The sequence below is a fragment of the Vulcanithermus mediatlanticus genome (assembly GCF_055385885.1).
In genome coordinates this window covers 1,263,958-1,283,803 of sequence record NZ_AP042385.1, presented here as the reverse complement: position 1 = coordinate 1,283,803, position 19,846 = coordinate 1,263,958, and the positions used below count along the sequence as shown (strand labels likewise).

Below are 19,846 nucleotides of genomic sequence, written 5' to 3'. Positions count from 1 at the left end.
CCCTTTTGAGGGAGGCGTGGGCGTTCAGGACTCCAGCAAATCCTCACCCCGGAGCCAGTTCCTCACATCCCCGCCGTAGCGAATCTTCTCCGCCGGCAGGTCCTTTTCCAGCACCTCAGGGAGGCCTTCCTTCCGCTCGAGGCGATCGCGCGCGTCCTCGAGCTCTTCGCTGTAGGTGTAGGCCAGCTCGACCGAGACCACCCCGGGGATGGCCTCGAGGGCCCGGAAGCGCGCCACCTCCTCGGCGCTGTCCTTCGCTTCCACCACCACGATGATCTTGCTCTCACCGTCATGCGTATAGACCTCGCCGAGACGCCCGGCCACAATGGCCTCCAGCGCCGAATCCAGCGCCTCGGGACGCACGCGAACCACCAAGCCAGAGATGTTCATGACCGTCTCCTCCCTCCTCATTCGAATGCGGCTTCCACCCGGACGGCGCCGGTGGGGCAGGGTGCCACGCAAAGGCCGCAACCGGTGCAGCGATCGTTGATCCACGGCCTCGCCATACCCTCGAAGCGGACCGCGTCTTCCGGACAGGCGCTTTGGCAGGCCACGCAGAACGTCCCCTGATGCGCCAAGCAAGCTGCGGGGTCGATCCGTACCCGGGCGAGGGGCCTGCGGCTCGCGCTGCCGATGACCTCATAGGGGCAGGCCCGAAGGCAGTCTTCGCAAAGGGTACACCCGGCCTGGTCAAAGTCGAGATAGGGGTGTCCCCTCGGGTCGCGGCGCAACACCCCGGTCTGCGCGGCGCATGCGGTGACGCAGTCGCCGGTGCACGCCTCGCAGGCAGAAAAGTCGGTCGACCCGTCGGTGTACGGTGGCAAAACGCGCCCTCCCCGGACGGGGAAGAGCTTGCCGAGGAGGGCGCGCCGATCCACCGCTACTTCACCCCCTCGTTCCAGCGCTCAAAGAGGTCCGAACGCCACTGCGAATCGGGGGAACGGAAGTCGGGGACGAAGAAGTTCTCGATGGGCGGATCAACCTTAGCCTGACCCACGTGGCAGGCGGTGCAGTAGTAACGCGAGGGATCGATGCGAAGCGGCTTTTCCTCGGTCTTGGTGAAGAGGTCGATCTCGAGGTGGGTCGGCGGAAGCGGGGTGGCGCCGAGGCTCTTGGCCACCTCGGGGGCGTGGCACCCCACGCAGGCGTTGTTCCCGAGCGTGATCGGGACCAGCCCGTCGAGCGAGTGGGGCACCTGCGGGGGCGCGTTCTCGTACGAACGCGGCAGGGGTTCGGCGGCGCCGGGCGGGGGCGCCTCGTTTTTCACCTCCGGCAGTTCCTCGGCCCCCGAGGCCAGGGGATCGCTGGTGCGGATCCCGGCCCCGATCGCCTGGCGGGCCTCGTCGCTCATCGTGGTAACCGCCGTCGCCGAAGCGGCGGTTTGAGTTCCCCCCTTCTTGTCGCTGTCGGCGAACGCGAGCAAGAGGAGCAGGGAGAGGACCAGCACGTACAGGGATACCATCACACCTCTCATGCGAACCATCCTCCCAGTTCACCCACCCTCAGGCGGGGTAAATTCGGACCGCCGATTTCTTGTAGTCGGTCTGAAGGGAAATGGGGCAGCGGTAGTCGGCGGTGACCTTGTTGATCAAGACCCGTTCGTCGAACCAGGGCACGAACACCAGGCCCTTGGGCGGCCGGTTGCGGCCATTCGTCGCCACCCGAACCTTGACCTTGCCCCGGCGGCTTTCGATCCACACGTACTGGCCGTTTTGGACACCGATCTTCTTGGCGTCCTCGGGGTGCATGTAGGCGAGGGCCTCCGGCACCGCGCGGTAGAGCTCGGGCACCCGCATGGTCATGGTTCCCGAGTGCCAGTGCTCGAGGACCCGGCCGGTGACCAGCCAGAAGGGGTAACGATCGTCGGGCATCTCCGGCGGCTCCATGTAGGGCCGGAAGAAGATCTTGGCCCGGCCGCTGAGGTCGACCGAGGTTCCGGCCTCAGGCCCGGTCAGCGTCCCCCGAGGGATCTTCTTCGCCGCCTTACCGTAGAAGGCGAACTCACCGGTGGGATTGGCCTTCTTGGCGTAGGGGTCGTATTTGGTGTTGAAGCGCCAGAGGGTTTCCTTGCCGTTCACCACCGGCCAGCGCAGCCCGCGAACCCGGTGGTAGGTGTCGAAGTCGGCGAGGTCGTGCCCGGTCCCGAGGGTAAAGCGCCGGTACTCTTCCCATAGGGCCTTTTGGATGAAGAAGCCATAGCCCTTAAACGGCTTGCCCTCGGCGTCGAGGATGGGCCGGCCGTCGCCTTCGGCCTCGGTGTTGGGGTGGCCCTCGGCGATCGGGTCGGGCCAGGCGTAGGCCCGGAGCTCGGGGTGGTTGAAGAGCACGTCGAAGAGGGTCATCTCCGGGTCGTAGCCCATCTTCTTGGCCTCGGCCAGCACGTCGGGCAGCACCGTGCCGTCGGGCAGGCGGTGTTCCTTCCAGACCTCTTTGAGCTTGAAGAACTTGGAGAACTCGACGTAGTGCCAAAGGTCGGGCATCGCCTGGCCGAGCGGGGTCACCTGCTGGCGCCAGTGCTGGGTACGGCGCTCGGAATTGCCGTAGGCGCCCCACTTCTCGTAGATCATGGCCGAAGGCAGGATGAGGTCGGCGACCATGGTCGAGATCCCGGGGTAGGCCTCGGAGACGACGATGAAGTTGTCCATCTCGCGGGCGGCCTTGAACCAGTGATTGGCGTTGGCCGCGTTCTGCCAGGGGTTGTTGACGTGGACCCACACCCACTTGATCTTGCCGTCCTCGAGGTCCCGCATGATCTGCACGAAGTTGGCGCCGACCTTGGGGTTGAGGGTGCCGTGCGGGATCTTCCAGATCTTCTCGGCGATCTCGCGGTGTTTGGGGTTCTTCACCACCATGTCGGAGGGCAGGCGGTGGGCGAAAGTCCCCACTTCACGCGCGGTGCCACAGGCCGAAGGCTGGCCGGTCAGGCTGAAGGCCCCGTCCCCGGGCTTGGCGTGCTTGCCGAGCAGGAGGTGGATGGCGTAGACCTGCTCGTTGACCCAGGTGCCGCGGGTGTGCTGGTTGAAACCCATGGTCCAGAAGCTGACCACCTTGCGGCCCTTTTCCATGTAGAGCCGGGCCAAGGTGCGGAGTTTGTCCTTGAAGGCCTCGAGGGGCTCGTCGGGATCGCCCTTGGCCAGCTCGGCCACGAAGTCGAGGGTGTAGGGCTCGAGCGCCCGCTTGAACTCCTCGAAGTCGATCGTCCAGTGCGCGCTGGCCAGCTTCCGGTGCTTCATCTCCAGCGTGTCGCCGGGCTTCAGACCGAGGTAGGCGAGCGCCCGCGCCTCGGGCTCCGAGACCACCTTCCTGAGCTCCTTGATCATGGTCTCGCGCTCTTTGTCGGAGTATTTGGGGTGGTCCGGATTCGAGCGCATGCCGTAGCCGATATCGGCGTAGCCGGTGGCGAAGGCAGCGTACTTCTTGACGAAGTCCCAGTCGATGGCTTCGGGATTGTTGTAGACGATCTCACGCAGGATGTAGTTCTGAATGGCCAGGTCGGTCTGGGGCTTCATCACGATGGCCACATCCGCCATGTCGGCGTTCAGGTGGCGGTGCGTGGTCAGAACCACGATCTTCACCCGGTCGGGCTTGGAAAGCTTGCGGTCCATGACCCGCATCCAGAGCACCGGGTGGTTTTCGGCCATGTTCGAGCCCCAAAGCACGAAGGTGTCGGTGAGGTCGATGTCGTCGTAGCAGCCGGCCGGCTCGTCGATCCCGAACGTCTGGATGAAGGCCGCCACCGCGCTGGCCATGCAGTGCCGGGCGTTGGGGTCGATGTTGTTGGAACGGAAGCCCGCTTTGATCAGTTTGTTGGCGGCGTAGCCCTCCTGGATGGTGTACTGGCCGGAGGCGAAGAAGGCAATGCCGCTCGGGCCAAGCTCGTTGTAGGTCTTCTTGAACTGCTCGGCCATCACCTCGAAGGCCTTCTTCCAGGAGACGGGCTTGAACTTGCCCTTCTTGTCGAACTCACCCTTCTCGTTCACGCGCAAGAGGGGGCGGGTGAGCCGGTCCTTGCCGTACATGATCTTGGCCAGGAAGTAACCCTTGATGCAGCTGAGACCCTGGTTGACCGGGGCCTTGGGGTCGCCCTTGACCGCCACCACGCGGTCGTTCTTGGTGGCGACCAGGACGCCGCACCCCGTCCCGCAAAAGCGGCACACGGCCTTATCCCAGCGCCACCCGGCTTCCGCGGCCTTGGCTTTGGCCGCGGTTTCCTGCCCGACCGACACCCCGGCCGCAGCCGCCGCTGCGCTCGCCGCCGCGGCCTTCAAAAAGCTCCGCCGGTCGACCTCGATCGGCCTTTGTCCTTGATCTCCCTTCCCTTCCATACCCTTACCTCCTCCGATGACATCCGTACCAAGGGCATATTCAACGTGACATACGGCACAAGCGTCGAACAGGGACATGTGTCCAAGTAGTAGTGGGAATTGTACTCGATTCAGCCTATTGCTGACCAGTTTTTACGAATTTAAAGGCAGACGCGCCCGAAAAAGGGGCCGGGACATCCCTCCCGGCATCAGGCCGCCATCACCGCCCGGGCCACGGCAAAAAGCGCCGCATCGCGCCCTGGCGGCGCTGCCAGCATGACGCCGATCATCGGCGATGCGGGCAGGCTCACCGCCGGGCCCTGCAGGAAATTGAAGAGCATGGTGTTTCGGAGCACCCGGGCGTTCGCCCGGAAGTAAGCCTCGTCCCCCTCGAGGTCACCAGTGCGAGGCGGAGGCACTGGCACCGTGGGCATGATGAGGGCATCGAAGACACCGTACTTTTGCCAAAAGCGTCGGGGCCAGCGCTGGTAGGCCGCCTGCACCTGGCTGTAATCGGCGTCACTCCAGCGGGCTCCGCGCATGACGCGCGAGGCCACGCGGGGATCCATGGCCTCGCCACGTCGCTCGACCAGGTCACGGTAGAGCCGGTACGCCTCGTGCTCGGCCAGGGAGCCATGCTGGCGGTAGAGCTCGAGAATTTCCAAAAACTCGGGCACCGGCGCCCGCTCCACCCGATGACCGGCGGCCCTCAGCCGGGTCACGACCGCCTCCAGGGTCAACTCCACCTCGGGATCGAGATCCTCGGTGACCACCGTCGTTGGCAGCAAGAGGCGGTAGGGCCCCTCGGCTTTGGGGAAGGGACGAAGCGGCCACCCCGCCAGCACCGACAGCAGCAGCCAGGCGTCCTCGAGGTCCCGCGTGATCGGCCCCACGGTGTCGAGCGTCGGCGAGAGGGGGAGGACGCCCGAGGTGGGGATCAGGCCGTTGGTGGGCTTGAACCCCACCAGGCCCTGAAACGCGGCGGGAATACGCACCGATCCCCCGGTATCGGTGCCGATCGCGGCGACGGCGAGGTCGGCTCGTACCGAAGCCGCGGCGCCAGACGAGGAGCCGCCCGGGACCCGGGCGGGGTCGTTCGGGTTTTCCGGGGTGCCAAAATGGGGGTTGAGCCCGAGCCCCGAGTACGCGAGCTCGGTCATGTTCGTACGTCCCAGCAAGGCCGCGCCCGCGGCTTTCAGACGCGCGATCGCGGTCGCATCCTGCGCCGCCGGCGGCCCCTCCTTCAACACCACGCTCCCCCCGGCGGTCACATGCCCCTTTTGGTCGAAGTTGTCCTTGACCGAAATGGGGATCCCCGTCAGGGGCCCCTCCGGCGTGGGCCAGGCCAGACCCTCGGTCTTCTCCAGATAAACGGCCCCCACCAGAACACGATCGAGGTAGGACTTGACCACCCGTTCCGGGACCAGCTCGCCCCGCTCGTACGCCGCCCGCAGCTCCGTCACCGTCATCGCTCGCCTCCAACGCCCTCAGTCTGCCACAGCCGTGCCCTACAATCGGGCCATGGACACCAGAGGCTTCGTGCTCAAAGCCATCGAGGCGCTGCGCTGGGCCAGTGACAAGGACATCATGCGCTACCTCGACGAAGAGGGTGAGGCGCTCTCCCGACACGAACTGACGAGGGCCCTCGCTGCCCTTATCGACCAAGGCCTGATCGAACGCAGGGGCGATCTCTACCGGCTGAAGAAAAAGGCGGGCTCGAAGACCGCCTTCGACGCCCTCTTTGGCGATGGGTAAACACCTGCGGCGGGCGCAGATCGCCCGCCGCAGGCTACCTTCACGAAGCTAAGTCAGCGCCTATCAGCTTTTCAACACACCGATGCGAGATTGCACTCGTCCGCCTTTTCCCGGAGCGCCCGCCGTGGCGATCGCCACGGCGGGCGCTCACTTGCCCTCGGCCGCCTCTTCCTCGAGGCTTAGCTCCTTGAGGAGATCGCCGTAGAGGTCACCGAGCTTGACGCTGGCGCTTGAGGGGCTGGCCACCGAGGCGTCGTAGTTCTGGTAGGCCGCGGCCACGCCCACCTCCGCCGGCTGGGGACGGCGATCGCGAGGCGCACCGCGCTTTGGCTTGCCCTTGGTGCGCTTGCGCCTCGGGCGCTCCTCCTCGGTCGGCACCGGCGGCGGAAGAAGCCGCTTCCGGGAGAGCGAAACCCGCTGTTCGGCAGGGTCGATCTGCAGGATGACCGCTTCCACCTCATCATCCTTCTTAAAGAGCGTGGCCGGGTTCTCGATCCGCTGGTGGTCGAGCTCGCTGATGTGAATGAGCCCCTCGATCCCCGGCTCGATCTCGACGAAGACGCCAAAGGGGGTGATGCCGGTCACCTTGCCCTTGATCACAGCACCCGGCGGGTACTTGTCGGGCAGCTCCTTCCAGGGATCGGGCATGAGCTGCCGAAGGCCCAGGGAAAGCCGCTTTTCCTCGGGGTCGATCTTCAACACCACCGCCTCGACCTCGTCGCCCTCCTTCAAAACCTCGCTCGGATGGCGCGGCCGCTTGGTCCAGCTCATCTCGCTGACGTGGACCAGGCCTTCAAGGCCGGGCTCGATTTCGATAAAGGCGCCAAAGGGGGTCAGCCCCACGACCTTCCCCTTGACCTTCTGGCCCACCTCGTACTTCTCGGCGACGCTTTCCCAGGGGTTGGGGGTCGCGGCCTTGATCGAGAGGTTGACCCGCTCGCGCTCGGGGTCGACCGAGAGCACCTTGGCCCGAACGACGTCGCCTTCCTTGACCACTTCACGCGGATGGTTGAACCGGCCCCAACTCAGCTCGGTGCGGTGAACCAAACCGTCGACGGGTCCGATATTGACAAAGGCACCGAAGTCCGTGACCTCGACGATCTTGCCCTCGACGATCTGGCCCGGCTCCAACGCCGACAAGACCTCCTGGCGCTTTTTCTGCTCTTCCTCCTCGAGCAAAACGCGCCGGGAAAGGATGATCCGGCCCTTCTTCCTCGATAGCTCGATGATCTTGACCGGGACCGTCTGGCCCACCAAAGGCTCGAGATCCGCGTTCCGCTTAAGGTCGACCTGCGAAGCCGGGATGAAGGCCCGCAAGCCCTCCACGTAGGCCACCAGACCGCCCTTCACCCGCTCGCGGAAGGTCACCTCGATGGGCTCGCCCCGCTCGTAGAGCTCAGCGACCTTTTTCCAGGCCTTGTCCGACTCCGCACGCTTTTTGGAAAGCACGATGGTGCCTTCCTCGGGGTCAGCGCGCAGAACGTAGACCTCCACTTCGTCGCCCGGACGAAGCAACCCTTTGAGCTCTTCCTCGCTCAGGGGCTCGGCGCTGAGCTGACCGAAGGGGATGATGCCCTCAACCTTGGTCCCGATGTCGACGGCCACGCCCTCGTGGCCTACGAACACGACACGGCCTTTGACGATCTGACCTTTTCGGATCTCCTTGCCCAACCGGGACTGCGCCTCGGCGAGCGCCGCTTCCATGGTTGGCACCGCTTCAGCCGCTTTGTCGGTTGGGGTCTCGTTTCCGGCTTCTCCTGCCGGCAGCTGGGTCTTCTGGTCTTCCATCCGCCTATATCCTCCTTGGGCCGCGAAATTGGAGCGGGAGAAAGGCTCCCCCGCCTTCAACACGCCGAAAAACGGCCTGAGTTTTCGCGGCGAGCTGCCCAGTGGGCATACTCTCCCTTTATAGCATAGCCCGGGGGAGAATGCAAAGCCCGGGAGGCAGACCCTAGGCGCCCCGCCAGAGAATCCGGCCGCACGAAGGGCAGCGGATGACCCTTTTCCCCTGGTAGACCTTTTGCGCCACGTGGGTCGGCAGCTGGACGCTGCAAGCCTGGCAGCGGAACGCTTCCCCCGCCTTCGTCATGCGCGCGACGCCGAGCCCCTTTCGCGCCCGGCGGATCACCTCGTACTCCCGCAGAATCTGGGGGGGAATGGCCTTCGCCATTTTCTGACGTTCGGCCAACCTCGCCTCGTACTGCTCGCGGATGGCCTGGACTCGCTGGGTATTCTCGGCTTCCAGCCGCTCGAGCTCGGGCTTCAGCGCCGCCAGCTCCTGTTCGAGCGCGTCGATCTCGGCCTCGAGGCGTTCCATCTCCTCAACCAGGGGCATCGTGAGCTCGGTGAGCTCGTCGATCCGGGTCGAGAGCTGCTGGATGCGGTTTTCGTACTGGGTCGCTTCCCGGGAACTGCTGGCCTGGAGCTGCTCTTCCTGTGCCTGGCTCCGTTTTTGGGTCAGGTCCTTGAGCTCGAGGTCGTTGCGCTCGTACTCCTTTTGAACGCCCCGCAAACGCTCCTTGAGCTCGGTGAGCTCGTCGATGCGATGCTCCCATCGCGCCCGCAGCTCGGCGAGCTCGGGGGGTACCCGTTCCATCTCCTGTTGCAACCGGTCGAGCTCGAGGTCTTCTTCCTGCAACTGATACAGCTCGGCGAGGGCGGCAGAAACGTCCACGTCCCCTATCTTAACGCTTCACGCTTTATAGTGACGGGTATGGGTATCAGGCCGGACCGCTGGATTCGCGAAATGGCGAGGAAGGGGATGATTGACCCCTTCGAAGAACACCTGGTTCGGGAGGGGGTCATCAGCTACGGTCTCTCCTCCTTCGGCTACGACCTCAGGGCGGCGCCGGAGTGGAAGGTCTTCACCGACGTCTACGGCGCCGTGGTGGATCCCAAGCGATTCGACGAACGGGCCTTCGTGACCATCGAGGCTGAGGAAGTCCTGATTCCCCCGAACTCCTTCGCCCTGACCCGTTCGATCGAGTACATCCGGATGCCGGAAAACGTCCTCGGCATCGCCCTCGGGAAGTCGACCTACGCCCGCTGCGGGATCGTGGTCAACGTCACCCCGCTCGAGCCCGGCTGGGAGGGCCACGTCACCCTGGAAATCTCCAACACCACCCCCCTGCCGGCCAAAGTCTACGCCGGGGAAGGCATCGTCCAGATCATCTTCTTAGAGAGCGAGCGGCCGGAGACCACGTACGCCGACCGCCGCGGCAAGTATCAGGGGCAGCGCGGGGTGACCCTGCCCAAGGTCTGAGAAGGAGCCGCCGTGGAAGCCCTACCCTATCTCACCGATCAACCGATCCGGAGCTTTGAGCGGCCGGAGAGGGTGGTTGACCTCGAGGCCTTCGAATACTTCGCCGAGATCGAAACCAATAAAGGCGTCATCGATATCGAGCTCCTGGGCAAAAGCGCCCCCACCACCGTCAACGCCTTCGTCTTCCTCGCGCTCCACCGTTTTTTCGATGGCCTGACCTGGCACCGGGTGGTCCCCGGCTTCGTGGTCCAAAGCGGCGACCCCACCGGCACGGGCGCCGGTACCGCGGGCTACGCCTTCGGCCTCGAAATCGACCCCCGCCTGGCCTACGACGACGCGGGTTGGGTGGGCATGGCCCGAACCGAAGACCCGAACTCGAATTCCTCTCAGTTCTTCATCACCTTAGGGCCGGCGCCCCATCTGACCGGCCATTACACGATCTTCGGCCGGGTACGCACCGGCCGAGAAGCCCTTTTCGCCCTCGAGCAGGGCGACCGGATCATCAGCGTACGCATTTACCGGAGCGCCCGGCGAGCGAGCCCCTAAGGGAGCGGCGGCCGGCCGGCCCGGATCCAGGCGCTCAGGTAGAGGTCGGCCAGCCGCCTTGCCGCCCGGCCGATCTGGACCCGGGCGGTCTCGCCGAAAATCCCCTGCCAGAGCGTGCGGTAGTAGCGGCGGTCGAGCTCGGAGTACAGCCGCTTGGCCCGCCAAAGCGCCCGGTTGAGCACGGTGACCAGCGGGTAATCTTCGCGGATCACGGCAAAGGCCAGCGCCAGGGGACGCTCGTCGATCAAGCGGGCCCGGTAAGGGCCTGGCGCATCGCCTTCGTCCCAGAAGGCCTCGATCTGGGTGCTCTCGAAGAGGGCGTGGATCCCACCGTTCAACCACGCCTGGCCATCGAAGTCCAGCGTGGTGTGGAGGGGCTGGTGGGCATCGCCCAGATAATGGGCGAGATCGCCGGCAAAGCGCAGGATTCGGTCGGGATCGCGGTCGCGAAAGGCCTCGACCAAGCTCCAATAGCTCTCGGCGATCGCCCAGGGGAGGGTGCCCGCGCGCTCCAGGGTGTCGGCCCCGAAGCGCTTTTTGGCCGCTTCCTCGGACATCGGGAAACTGGAAAAGGGCCAGGGCTCGAACAGTTCGCTGCTCCAGTAGTGGCGCTCGGCCTCACCGGGAAGGCTTGACTTCCGGCGATCGGGGTCGTTGGCCGCGCGCAAGAGATCCTCTCGGTGTTCGGCGAAAAAGGATGCCACCGCCGTGTCCGGCGGAAGGTCCATGACCGCATACCCGGCGATCAGGCGGTGCCCCTTCGGCCCCCAGGCCAGGGCCACACCCAAGAGCAAAACCAGCGCCCATGTTCGTTTCATCGCCTTAGCTTACCGGCAGAACCTCGACCAGCGCCCCGTGGAAAGCGCTCCCCCCACCCATGTCGGTGGGTTCATCCGGGGTGAGTTCGTTGATCGACTTGCCGTCGGGGGCGTCGAGCCCCCGCCAGGTGCCCTCGAGGACCACCACCCCCGGCTGGGTCGCGTCCGTGATCCGCAGGCTGCGGATCACCTCGCCGTATACGCTCCTCACCCGAACCCGATCGCCCTCGGCCAGGCCTCGCTTCGCCGCGTCCGCCGGGTGCATCCAAAGCCACGGCTCCCCACCCTCGGCCTGTCGCAGGCTGGGAACGAGCCCGAAGCTGGTGTTCAGGAAGTGATGCGCCGGCGGCGAGATCATCACCAGGGGCCAGTCGGGCTCCGGCTCGGACCGCCGGACGTCAACAGCGCGCAAAGTCAGTTTCCTGCCGTCCATGCGTCCCTCGGCGTAGGGCAAGAAGGGCCTGTTGAGCCGGAGCTTCACCGAGCCTTCTCGAACGAGGCGCTCGAAGGTGATGTCGATCAGCATGGGGTCGGCGCTGTCGAGCAGTTCCCGGGCCAGGGTCCCGGCATCGGCGAAGAGTTCCGGGGCACGAAGCCCGAGCCGCCGGGCCAGCTGGGCAAAAACCCAGGTGTTGGGCCGGGCCTCGCCGGGAGGATCCACGGCCGCTTCCGACCACGAGAGGTGGTAGTGCCCGTAGGAGGCGTAGAGATCCGGGTGCTCGAAGGGATGCGTCGCTGGCAGGAGGTAGTCGGCGTAGCGGGCGGTGTCGCTCATGGCGTTTTCGAGCACCACCGTGACCAGGTCTTCCCGCAAGAGCCCCTGGCGCACCAGCGCCGAGCGGGGAGCGGTCGCCGCCGGGTTGGCGTTGAAGACGAAGAGCATCTTCACCGGTGGGTCATCGAGCGCGGTCAGGGCCCGACCGAGCTGGATCTGGTTGACGTGACGCACCCCGGGGTTGGGTCGGAAATACCCATCGGGCTGGGGATCCTGCCAAAAATGCAGCCCCTCGAGGCGGCGTTTGTTGAGGGCGAAGCCGCCGCTGGTGCTGAGCATGGCCCCGCCGCCCTCAAACCGCCAAGCGCCGAGGATCACCGGCAGGCTGAGCACCGCCACCAGCGCGCTGCCGCCCCCGGGGTGCCGGGTCATGCCATAGCCCACCCGGAAGAACTGGGGCGCTTTCATGGCGAGGGTCCGGGCCAGGTCGGCGATGGTCTCGGAGGGAACGCCGGTCAAAGCGGCGGCACGCTCGGGCGGCCACTCGCGGACCGAGGCCAAATAGGCATCCAGCCCCTCGGTGTGGGTGTCGAGATAGGCCCGGTCCACCCACCCCTCGGCGAAGAGGACGTGGGCAATGGCCAACGCCAGCGCCGCGTCGGTTCCGGGCCGGACGCGAATAAACCGGTCGGCGAATCGGGCGGTTCGGTTTTCGTAGACGTCGATGGCGATAATCTCGGCACCGTTTTTCCGAGCCTCGCGCAGGAAGGGCACCAGGTGGGTGTTGGTGGAAAGGACGTTCGCGCCCCAGATCGCCACCACCCGGGCCTTGGGCACGTCTTCGGGGTCGACGCCGAGTTTCCTCGGCCCGTAGATCTCGGCCCAGGCCGCTTCACCGGTGGCCGAGCATATGGTCTCGTCGAGCTCGGTCGCCCCGATGGCGCGGAAAAAGGCCACGGGGTGGCGCCCCTCGATGAGGCCCATGGTCCCCGCGTAGTTGTAGCGAAGGACCGCGGCCTCACCGTAGGTATCGAGGGTGGCCTTCAGTTTTTCCGCGATCTCATCGAGCGCCGCCTCCCAGCTGATCCTCTGGAAGCGGCCCTCGCCCTTCGGCCCCACCCGGCGCATGGGGTAAAGGGGGCGGTCAGGGGCATACAGCCGCTCGGGGAAGCGCGTGGTCTTGGCGCAGGCGAACCCTCGGGTGGTGGGATGGGCCGCATCCCCCCGCACCCGACGCACGCGCCCGTCCTCGACCTCGAGCACGAGGCGACAGGCATCGGGGCAGTCCAGGGGACAGGTCACGACCTTTTGCATACGAAGCGGATTATACCTTCGCGCCGAGGAAGGCGGAGGCGACCAGGAGCACGATCACCGTCCCGAGCGCCAGGGCAAAAGGCGCCCCCAGAAAGAGCGGGTACACCAGGCCCGCCAGCGCCCCGCCCAGGTAATACCCGCTCACATAGGCCCAGCTCTCTCCCCGGCGGCCGAAAACGCCGCCGAAGACCGCGTGCATCCCAAAGATCCCGGCCAGAAAAAGGGCAAACCCCACCCCGAGCCAGGGCCCGGCCATCAGGGACGCACCGAGAAAAACGAGCCCGAGCGCCGCTTTGAGGCCCCATTTGCCGCTGACGAAAGGTCCAACGAGCCCGCCCAAATAGGCGAGGTAAAACCCACCGATGGCGCCAAGGCCAAACCCCAGGGCCTCGAGGCGATAGGGGAAAAGGTTGGCGAGGAACAGATTGGAAAAGAGCAGCGCTCCGCCCACCAGCATGGCCCGGCCGGGCCGGGCGGCGCGGGGCTCGGGGAGTGGGGGGGCACGACCGGTGAGGAAAAACCCCGCGAGGATTAGCACCGGCAGGCTGATGATCAAAAGCGCCGTTCGCACCCCGAGCCCCTCCCCCAGCACCCCGGCCAGAAAGCGGCCCAGCGTTCCGCCAAGGGCGTTGAGGGCCACGAAGGCGGAGACCGCATAAGGCGAGGGGAAAAGGCGGGGCAACAGGGCAAAGCCCAACACCGCCACCGCCGAAAGGGCAAAGCCCACGAGGAACCGGGCCAAAGCCCACCAGACCAGCCCCGGCACCACCAGCGAAACCAGCGAAAAAACCCCGACCCCCAGGGTGCCCCAAAAAAGCTTCTGTTCGCCGGGGGCCGCCCAGCGGCGAAAACACCACGGTCCGAGCACCAGCCCGAGGAGCGGCAGGGCCATCCCGAGCCCAGCACTTCCCGGCGGGGCCCCGTAGAGCCGCTCGATCCCGGGGAGCAGGGGCTGGGGCGAGTAGAGGACGGCGAAGACCAGGGCCCCGGAGAAAAGGAGCGCGTAGCGCACGTTCCCATCGTAGCCTGGAGGTGATGTCACGGCACGCCAGCACCCCTGCCCTCGAGGTGGCCCTGCCGCTCCGCCTCCCCGCCCTCACCTACCTCCCCCCTCACGGCCAGCCGCCAAAGCTGGGCATGCGGGTCGTGGTCCCCTTCCGAAACACGGTCCGCGTAGGCCTGGTGGTCGCCACCTTCAACGCCGAGCGCCCCGAAGCCCTCCGCCACGCTATCGGTTACCTCGACCAGGAACCTTTCCTCGACCCCGAGCGACTGTCGATGCTCGCCCGGGCGGCGGAGGCGCTCTTTTGCCCCATCGGGCAGGTCGTTGCCGACTTTCTCCCTTTTTTGGCGGGACCGTTCGAACACCGGGTTCGCCTGGTGCCCGGGACTCGCCTGGAAAACCTCCCCCCAGAGGCGAGGCCCCTCGCCGAATGGCAAGCGGCCTCGCGCTTTTCTCATAAGCTCCTCGACGGGTTGCGGGAGGGTGGCGTGCTGGAAGAGCAGGTCGAGGAACCCACGCCGGAAAAGACCGTTCTCGTTCCGATCAAAAAACCCGACGACCGCCTGAGCCCGAACGCCAAAGCGGCGCTAATGACCCTGTGGTCGCTCGGCGAGGTCGCGAGTCAGGCCGAGCTCGCGCGCCGGGCCGGGGTCGGGCGCCACGCCATCAAGACCCTGCTGGCCAAGGGATACGCCCGGATCGAAACCCGCCCCCTCGAGTTCGCCCCCCCGGCCCCACCGCCCAAAACCCTGCCGGCCCACGACGTCGAGGCTCTCCCCGCGCGCGTCTACGGCGGGCGCTTTTGGCAACGCCTGGCCGTTCTTAAAGGGCTGGCAAAGCGCGGCCCCATCCTGGTGCTCTTTCCCGAAGGCGCGCTCATCGAACGCGCCAGGCCCTTTTTCCCGGAGGCGATCTTCTTAAGCGGCGATCTCCCACCCGAGGCACGCCGGCGGCTTTGGCAAGTCCGGGGAAAGAGCGTCTTCGGCACCTACCAGGCGCTCTTTTTCCCCCAGGACTTCAGCCGGATCGTGGTGGTGGAAGACGCCAGCGACAACCACAAGCTGCGCTCGGGAACCCACGCCTTCTTGCCGGTCCTCCTCGAGGCCCTCCAGATCCCGTTCACCTCCCTCTCGGCGACCCCCAGCGCTGAGGCGCTGGCGCGAAAAGGCCCCGCCCTCGCCCTTAAAACCCGGCCCCCAAGGGCGCTCGTCCTCAAAAAGGACCAGCGCCGGGGGCTCCTGAGCGGCCAGACCATCGCCATCATTCGCCAGGCCCTGGAGCGGGAGCACCAAGTCCTCGTCCTCGCTGCCCGGCGCGGCTACGCCGCCCGCCTCCACTGCCAGGCCTGCGACTATGAACCGGGTTGCCCGAACTGCGCGCTCCCTCTTCGCTACCACCGCCGCGGCAAGGGCGGGGAACTCGTATGCCACCAGTGCGGTTTCCAAAAAGACGCGCCAGAGCGCTGCCCGAGGTGCGGCAGCGAGCTGCTCCTCGCCAGGGGGCCGGGCCTCGACTGGCTGGCCCAGGCCTTACGGCGCCGTTTCCCCGCCTATCCCATCGGGCGCCTCTCGGCCGATGGCGAGGCGGACACCGAATCGCTGGAGGAAGGCCGGCCGGGCATTATTGTGGCCACCACCCGCGTCCTCCGGCGGCTGCCGCTGCCCAACCTCGCGGTGGTCGCCATCCCCTGGGTCGAGGGCTTTGCGCCCGAGTCCGATTTCCGGGCCGGCGAACGGCTCTTTTCGTTGCTCTGGCAGCTCACCGACCTCCACCCCAGGCGAAACCCCCTCTTGGTGCTCGAGGCCTACAACCCCGAACACCCCGCGATCAAGGCCTTCGTCGCCGGAGACCTGGAAAGCTTCCCGCGCAAGGCGCTCGAGATGCGTAACGCCCTCGGCTACCCCCCAGCCACGCGCATGGTCAAGCTCGAGTACGCCCACCGCCACGAGGCCAAGGCCCTCGAGGCCGCCACCGGGGCCCAGCAAACGCTGGCCCAGATCACCGAGCCCACCGAGGTCCTCGGTCCAGCGCCAGCACCGGTCCCCCGGGTCAAGGGGCGCCACATCTACCATCTGATCCTCCGCGCCGCCTCACACCAGCGGCTTAAGACGCTGATCGCCGCCCTCCCCGACCCCAGACCGGCCCGCCTCATCATCGACCCCGACCCCGTCAGCTTCGCCGGGGCCCTCGAGCCCTGAGCCGTCCCAAGACCGGCTCGGGATCTCGAGTGCAAGGCGGCGGGCCACCCGGTTACTCGTGGGGCGCCTTGAGCTGATCCCAGGGGAAGTCGTCCAGGGGGTAGAAGCGGTCCGCCTGCTGGGCCAGCCGGTAGGAGGAAAGGGCGTTGAAGGTGGTGTTTTCCACCTGCATCCCCAGATCCTGGATGACCCGGACCACCTCGGCGAAATCCCCGTCACCGGAGACCAAAATCGCCACGTCGTAAGCCCGGGCATAGGCCAGCCTGAGCATGTCGACCGCGATCTGGATGTCGACGCCTTTTTCCACGAACCCCTCGCCCCGGCGCTCGAGCCGCCCCAGCCGGACCGCGACGTAGGGCACCCGTTTGAGATAGTTGAGGAAGCTTTGGTGCGCCCTGGCGGCGGGATCGTCCGGGGGAAGCGGCGCGTTGTAATAATAGGCGCGCAAGAGCTTCCGGCCACCCACCAAGAGCTCGATGAAGCGCACGAAGTCAAGGCGGTAGTCGGAGGCGACCTCACCGACCAGACCCTTATACAGGTTGCTGCCATCAATAAAAATTGCCACCCGTTCCATAACTCCCCGCAAGCGCGGGCTCCCTTAATTTAAGGCTACCTTCTGGGAATTCCTTTAGCAAGCCACAGCAACCTCAAGGCCCCGCCTCGAGGACGTACGGCGCGAGCACGGTGCCTGGATAGTAATAACCTAGGATCTCACGATAATTCCACCCTCGCTCGGCGAGTCCCTTGGCCCCCCACTGGCTCATGCCCACCCCGTGGCCGGTCCCGCGTCCTTTAAAACGCAACCCCCCCTCGACCCAGGCCAGGGTCGAGGGCAGGCCGAGCCCCCGCAAAAAACCGGTGACCTGGGGTGCCCGAAGCCGCACCTCGCCCCGCGATCCTTTCACCACCAGCGTGCCGACGCGCCCGCTCGCCGTGCGCCCGATCACCCGCATCGACGCCACCCGCCCTACCCGAAGGCCAAGGCGGGCCAGCGCCCCGGCCACTCGCTCGGGGTCGAGCGTCTTCTGCCACCACCGACCCGGCGTGTAGGGATCGTCCCGGACCACCAGGTAGGGAAACGCCTGCCCCCAAACCTCCAGCGCCGAGGCCGTCTTGCCGCCGGAATCGGCGTGGTAGACCGCCCGCACCAGGCCGCCCCGGTAGGCGAGGACCATACCCGCCGTGGACTGAATCGCCGCCCGGTAGCTCGGCTGGACCTTGGCCAGCCCAAGGTAAACCTGACAGGCCGTGGTGGCGCAAAGATCGTAGATCGCCCCCCGTCCGAGCGCGCGCATGGCGTAGGTCCGGGCCAGCACCGCCTGAGCTTTGAGGGCCTCGAGGGGGAAGGACGCCGGCATCTCCCCGGGCAGCACGCCCGCCAGGTAATCGGCAAGCCCCACCACGTTGACGGCATAGAGCGTTTTTGCTTCCTGGAGAATCCGCAAAAATCCAGGGTAACGCCGGCCATTCAGGGTAAAAAACCCTCCCTTGGGCACGAAGGAAACGAGCGGTCCGAGCGCCCGCCCGTCGACCAACACCCCATCCCTGCCCAGGCGGACCCGGTAGGTGGCGCCGTCCTGATTTGAAAAGCGCTTGCCCTCGAGGGTCCAAACGTCGTGGGGGCCCAAAAGACCAACGGTAAAGCCCTCCCCCTTGGCGAGCAGGACGCGCAAGGTTGGCGCCTGGGCCGAGGCGTAGGAAAACACCGCCAACAACAGGAAGATCACGGCACGCAGCGCGACATGTCGATTCCAAAACACAAAGCGCACCCCCACCTCACTCAAGCAGCGACGCCAAGGCCTTTGGGTCACGGATCAAAACCCGGCGGTACCCGAGCTCGATCAGGTCCTCCATGGCGAGCTCGCCCAAAATCTTGGTGACCGTCTCCCGGGTGGAACCCGCGAGGTGGGCCAGGTCCTGGTGACTGAGCGCCACCTCGAGCCCCCGCTCGCCCTCCCGCATCATGGCGAGCAACGTGCGCACCAAGCGGGGCCGCACCTCCTTGTAGCGGATCTCCCGGAGCCTGGCCTCGGCGTTCCAGAGCCGCTCGGTCAAAAGGCGAACTAAAAATGCGTACACTTCGGGGTGGCGGTCCGCCAGCGCCACAACCTCAAGCCCCGGTGCCGCCAGCAGGCGAACCGACCCCATGGGCTCGGCGAAAACGCCGTAGCTCCGGCCTTCCGCCAACGCCGCCTCGCCGAAAAGTTCCCCCTTACCGACCACCACCAGCGTGACCTCTTCCTCCCTGGGCCCGAGCTCGAAAAGGCGAACCCACCCCTCTTCGATGAAAAAGACCTCTTCCGCGGGATCGTCGGGATAGAAGAGAACGCGACCGCGCCGTGCTTTTCGGGGCTTAAAAAGGACCGACAGCGCTTCCCGTACCTCCTCGGGGAGCACCGAGGGGAAAAGAGGGGCCATGGCTTTCAGTTTATTACCTGCCCGGGGAAAAAAGCGGGGCCTGTGAGGGCGGCGCGAGGCCGGCCGCTTCCATTCGGCGCACCAGGGTCTCGACGGCCTCGATGCCCTCGTCCCCGAGGTCGAGGCTGTAGTCGTTGACGTAGGTCTCGATGTGGGCCCGGATGACCGCGTCGTCGAGCTCGGCAGCATGCGCTTGGATGTAAGGCCAGGCCCGGTCCATATGGCGAAGCCCAAACGTCAGGCTCTCGCCAATGGCCCGCTCGAGCTCGCGGGCAAGCGCCGGCGCCAGGTCCCGCCGCACCGCGATCAGCCCCAAGGGCAGGGGGAGCCCGGTCTCCTCTTCCCACCACGCCCCGAGATCGAGCAGCTTCACCAGCCCGTGCTGGGGATAGACAAAGCGCGATTCGTGGATGATGAGCCCGAGATCGACCTCCCCCCGCTCGAGGGCGGGCATGATCTCGTCGTAAACCATGGCCACGGGCTCGAACGGCAGCTCGCCCATGAAGAGCCGGAACAGCGCGAAAGCGGTGGTCTCCTCACCCGGGTGCGCCACGCGGGCCCCGGCAAACGCCCGGTCGCCGCGGGCCACGACCAGGGGCCCCACCCCACGGCCAAGCGCCCCGCCGCTTTTGAGCCCCATGTAGGTATCCCTCAGGCGCGCGAAGGCGGCATAACTCAGCTTCGTCGCCGGGAGCCTACCCTCACGGGCCCAGGCGTTCAGGGTCTCGACGTCGGCGATCCTGGGAACGATGGGTTCGGGAAAGGGCACCTCGCCGTGAACGAGCGCGTAAAAGATGATGGTGTCGTTGGGACAGGGGGAAAAGCCGAGTTCCATGACTTCAGCCTACGCCCCCCGCACCACGCCGTACAAAAACACCTCCTCGACCCAACGCGGGTCGTAGTTGGCGGGGTTGTCGGGCTCCAGATAATCCTTGGCCACGGCGCGGAAAATGAAGCTCAAAAGCAGCTCGGCCAGCTCCGCGGCGGGGGCGGGCCGAACCTCGCCCTTTTGCATCCCCTCCTCGATCACCGAAGCCACCTGCTGGATGAGCCGCGACTTCAGGTCAATGAGGCGCGGATCCCGGACCAGCTCCGGAACCACGCTGGCGGTGATCAGGGCGTGGAACACGCCGCGGTTTTTCTGCTGGAAAAGCAGCGCGTCGCGGACGATTCGCCGCACCCTCTCGACGAACGCCTCGCCCCCGGCCGCGGCCCGCTCGATGTCGGCGATGAGTTCCTCGATCTTCCACTCCAAGAGCGCCCGTAGGATCTCCTGCTTATCGCTGAAGTACTTGTAGAGGCCCTGCCGGGTCAAAAGGGCCCGCTCCGCGATCTCCTCCATGGTGGCCTTGGGATAGCCGCGCTCGTTAAAGACCTCGAGGGCGGCCTGCAAAATGGCCCGCATCCTTCGTTCCCTGCGCTTTTCGCTGAGCGCCTCCGCCTTCGCCATACCACCCCCAGTATCGCATGTTGACATCGTGTCGTCTAGAGTTTACAGTTCGTAAACGGGGCG

At 66.2% G+C, this 19,846-nt stretch carries 19 protein-coding genes; 4 read left to right on the top strand and 15 right to left on the bottom strand.

The genetic code is table 11. From position 1 onward, the window contains the following. Positions 1 to 24: 24 nt before the first annotated feature. The 5 genes from ACZ5BT_RS07540 to ACZ5BT_RS07520 all read right to left on the bottom strand — a co-directional run bounded on the left by ACZ5BT_RS07540 (position 25) and on the right by ACZ5BT_RS07520 (position 5,773). Positions 25 to 390, bottom strand: a complete 366-nt coding sequence (locus ACZ5BT_RS07540) for a chaperone NapD (RefSeq protein WP_464883988.1) — start codon at positions 388 to 390, stop codon at positions 25 to 27. A 17-nt stretch (positions 391 to 407) separates the two neighbouring features. Beyond that, entirely contained in the window at positions 408 to 878 is a 471-nt protein-coding gene (locus ACZ5BT_RS07535; RefSeq protein WP_464883987.1) for a 4Fe-4S dicluster domain-containing protein, read from the bottom strand. Between the two features lie 2 nt (positions 879 to 880). Beyond that, on the bottom strand, positions 881 to 1,462 hold the full coding sequence (locus ACZ5BT_RS07530) for a nitrate reductase cytochrome c-type subunit (RefSeq protein ID WP_464885797.1): 582 nt from the start codon (positions 1,460 to 1,462) through the stop codon (positions 881 to 883). Between the two features lie 40 nt (positions 1,463 to 1,502). Continuing rightward, complete coding sequence (napA, locus tag ACZ5BT_RS07525) at positions 1,503 to 4,325, bottom strand: nitrate reductase catalytic subunit NapA (protein WP_464883986.1); 2,823 nt, start codon at positions 4,323 to 4,325, stop codon at positions 1,503 to 1,505. 188 nt (positions 4,326 to 4,513) lie between these two features. Continuing rightward, positions 4,514 to 5,773: an amidase family protein gene (locus ACZ5BT_RS07520; RefSeq protein ID WP_464883985.1), complete on the bottom strand. Its 1,260-nt coding sequence runs from the start codon at positions 5,771 to 5,773 to the stop codon at positions 4,514 to 4,516. A gap of 52 nt (positions 5,774 to 5,825) precedes the next feature. On the opposite strand from ACZ5BT_RS07520, the gene ACZ5BT_RS07515 reads away from it, so the two are divergent. Beyond that, on the top strand, positions 5,826 to 6,059 hold the full coding sequence (locus ACZ5BT_RS07515) for a hypothetical protein (RefSeq protein WP_464883984.1): 234 nt from the start codon (positions 5,826 to 5,828) through the stop codon (positions 6,057 to 6,059). A 147-nt stretch (positions 6,060 to 6,206) separates the two neighbouring features. Here the strand turns inward: ACZ5BT_RS07515 and ACZ5BT_RS07510 are convergent, their stop codons facing one another. Continuing rightward, positions 6,207 to 7,847 carry a 30S ribosomal protein S1 gene (locus ACZ5BT_RS07510; protein WP_464883983.1) on the bottom strand — a complete coding sequence of 547 codons (1,641 nt, stop codon included), beginning with the start codon at positions 7,845 to 7,847 and terminating at the stop codon, positions 6,207 to 6,209. 163 nt (positions 7,848 to 8,010) lie between these two features. Further along, positions 8,011 to 8,742, bottom strand: coding sequence for a zinc ribbon domain-containing protein (locus tag ACZ5BT_RS07505; protein ID WP_464885796.1), 732 nt, complete (start codon positions 8,740 to 8,742; stop codon positions 8,011 to 8,013). A gap of 30 nt (positions 8,743 to 8,772) precedes the next feature. Between ACZ5BT_RS07505 and dcd the strand changes: the two genes are divergently transcribed. Next, complete coding sequence (dcd, locus tag ACZ5BT_RS07500; protein ID WP_464883982.1) at positions 8,773 to 9,321, top strand: dCTP deaminase; 549 nt, start codon at positions 8,773 to 8,775, stop codon at positions 9,319 to 9,321. A 12-nt stretch (positions 9,322 to 9,333) separates the two neighbouring features. After that, positions 9,334 to 9,867, top strand: coding sequence for a peptidylprolyl isomerase (locus ACZ5BT_RS07495; protein ID WP_464883981.1), 534 nt, complete (start codon positions 9,334 to 9,336; stop codon positions 9,865 to 9,867). Here ACZ5BT_RS07495 and ACZ5BT_RS07490 read toward each other — a convergent pair. The 3 genes from ACZ5BT_RS07490 to ACZ5BT_RS07480 are packed head-to-tail and all read right to left on the bottom strand — an operon-like array spanning position 9,864 to position 13,726. Then, positions 9,864 to 10,685, bottom strand: coding sequence for a S1/P1 nuclease (locus ACZ5BT_RS07490; RefSeq protein ID WP_464883980.1), 822 nt, complete (start codon positions 10,683 to 10,685; stop codon positions 9,864 to 9,866). The two genes, ACZ5BT_RS07495 and ACZ5BT_RS07490, sit on opposite strands and share 4 nt — an antisense overlap. Before the next feature lie 4 nt (positions 10,686 to 10,689). Then, entirely contained in the window at positions 10,690 to 12,714 is a 2,025-nt protein-coding gene (locus ACZ5BT_RS07485) for a molybdopterin-containing oxidoreductase family protein (protein WP_464883979.1), read from the bottom strand. Positions 12,715 to 12,724: 10 nt separating this feature from the next. Then, positions 12,725 to 13,726, bottom strand: coding sequence for an MFS transporter (locus ACZ5BT_RS07480; protein ID WP_464883978.1), 1,002 nt, complete (start codon positions 13,724 to 13,726; stop codon positions 12,725 to 12,727). A gap of 23 nt (positions 13,727 to 13,749) precedes the next feature. Here ACZ5BT_RS07480 and ACZ5BT_RS07475 point away from each other — a divergent pair, with 23 nt between their 5' ends. Then, entirely contained in the window at positions 13,750 to 15,915 is a 2,166-nt protein-coding gene (locus tag ACZ5BT_RS07475; RefSeq protein WP_464883977.1) for a primosomal protein N' family DNA-binding protein, read from the top strand. Between the two features lie 52 nt (positions 15,916 to 15,967). On the opposite strand, the gene ACZ5BT_RS07470 is transcribed toward ACZ5BT_RS07475, so the two are convergent. The 5 genes from ACZ5BT_RS07470 to ACZ5BT_RS07450 form a co-directional block, all read right to left on the bottom strand. Beyond that, positions 15,968 to 16,489, bottom strand: coding sequence for a LabA-like NYN domain-containing protein (locus ACZ5BT_RS07470; RefSeq protein ID WP_464883976.1), 522 nt, complete (start codon positions 16,487 to 16,489; stop codon positions 15,968 to 15,970). A gap of 73 nt (positions 16,490 to 16,562) precedes the next feature. Further along, positions 16,563 to 17,684, bottom strand: coding sequence for a SpoIID/LytB domain-containing protein (locus tag ACZ5BT_RS07465; protein ID WP_464883975.1), 1,122 nt, complete (start codon positions 17,682 to 17,684; stop codon positions 16,563 to 16,565). 7 nt (positions 17,685 to 17,691) lie between these two features. Further along, positions 17,692 to 18,333 (bottom strand): Crp/Fnr family transcriptional regulator, encoded by a 642-nt coding sequence (locus ACZ5BT_RS07460; RefSeq protein WP_464883974.1) that lies wholly within the window; start codon positions 18,331 to 18,333, stop codon positions 17,692 to 17,694. 13 nt (positions 18,334 to 18,346) lie between these two features. Further along, positions 18,347 to 19,168, bottom strand: a complete 822-nt coding sequence (locus ACZ5BT_RS07455; protein ID WP_464883973.1) for a 1,4-dihydroxy-6-naphthoate synthase — start codon at positions 19,166 to 19,168, stop codon at positions 18,347 to 18,349. Between the two features lie 9 nt (positions 19,169 to 19,177). Continuing rightward, complete coding sequence (locus ACZ5BT_RS07450; RefSeq protein WP_464883972.1) at positions 19,178 to 19,783, bottom strand: TetR/AcrR family transcriptional regulator; 606 nt, start codon at positions 19,781 to 19,783, stop codon at positions 19,178 to 19,180. Positions 19,784 to 19,846: the final 63 nt, after the last annotated feature.

Bases quoted from the DNA above. Each gene is read 5' to 3' on its own strand.
- ACZ5BT_RS07540 (WP_464883988.1), bottom strand. From the start codon at position 390: ATGAACATCTCTGGCTTGGTGGTTCGCGTGCGTCCCGAGGCGCTGGAT.
- ACZ5BT_RS07530 (WP_464885797.1), bottom strand. From the start codon at position 1,462: ATGGTATCCCTGTACGTGCTGGTCCTCTCCCTGCTCCTCTTGCTCGCG.
- napA (WP_464883986.1), bottom strand. From the start codon at position 4,325: ATGGAAGGGAAGGGAGATCAAGGACAAAGGCCGATCGAGGTCGACCGG.
- ACZ5BT_RS07520 (WP_464883985.1), bottom strand. From the start codon at position 5,773: ATGACGGTGACGGAGCTGCGGGCGGCGTACGAGCGGGGCGAGCTGGTC.
- ACZ5BT_RS07515 (WP_464883984.1), top strand. From the start codon at position 5,826: ATGGACACCAGAGGCTTCGTGCTCAAAGCCATCGAGGCGCTGCGCTGG.
- ACZ5BT_RS07510 (WP_464883983.1), bottom strand. From the start codon at position 7,847: ATGGAAGACCAGAAGACCCAGCTGCCGGCAGGAGAAGCCGGAAACGAG.
- dcd (WP_464883982.1), top strand. From the start codon at position 8,773: ATGGGTATCAGGCCGGACCGCTGGATTCGCGAAATGGCGAGGAAGGGG.
- ACZ5BT_RS07490 (WP_464883980.1), bottom strand. From the start codon at position 10,685: ATGAAACGAACATGGGCGCTGGTTTTGCTCTTGGGTGTGGCCCTGGCC.
- ACZ5BT_RS07485 (WP_464883979.1), bottom strand. From the start codon at position 12,714: ATGCAAAAGGTCGTGACCTGTCCCCTGGACTGCCCCGATGCCTGTCGC.
- ACZ5BT_RS07475 (WP_464883977.1), top strand. From the start codon at position 13,750: ATGTCACGGCACGCCAGCACCCCTGCCCTCGAGGTGGCCCTGCCGCTC.
- ACZ5BT_RS07470 (WP_464883976.1), bottom strand. From the start codon at position 16,489: ATGGAACGGGTGGCAATTTTTATTGATGGCAGCAACCTGTATAAGGGT.
- ACZ5BT_RS07460 (WP_464883974.1), bottom strand. From the start codon at position 18,333: ATGGCCCCTCTTTTCCCCTCGGTGCTCCCCGAGGAGGTACGGGAAGCG.
- ACZ5BT_RS07455 (WP_464883973.1), bottom strand. From the start codon at position 19,168: ATGGAACTCGGCTTTTCCCCCTGTCCCAACGACACCATCATCTTTTAC.
- ACZ5BT_RS07450 (WP_464883972.1), bottom strand. From the start codon at position 19,783: ATGGCGAAGGCGGAGGCGCTCAGCGAAAAGCGCAGGGAACGAAGGATG.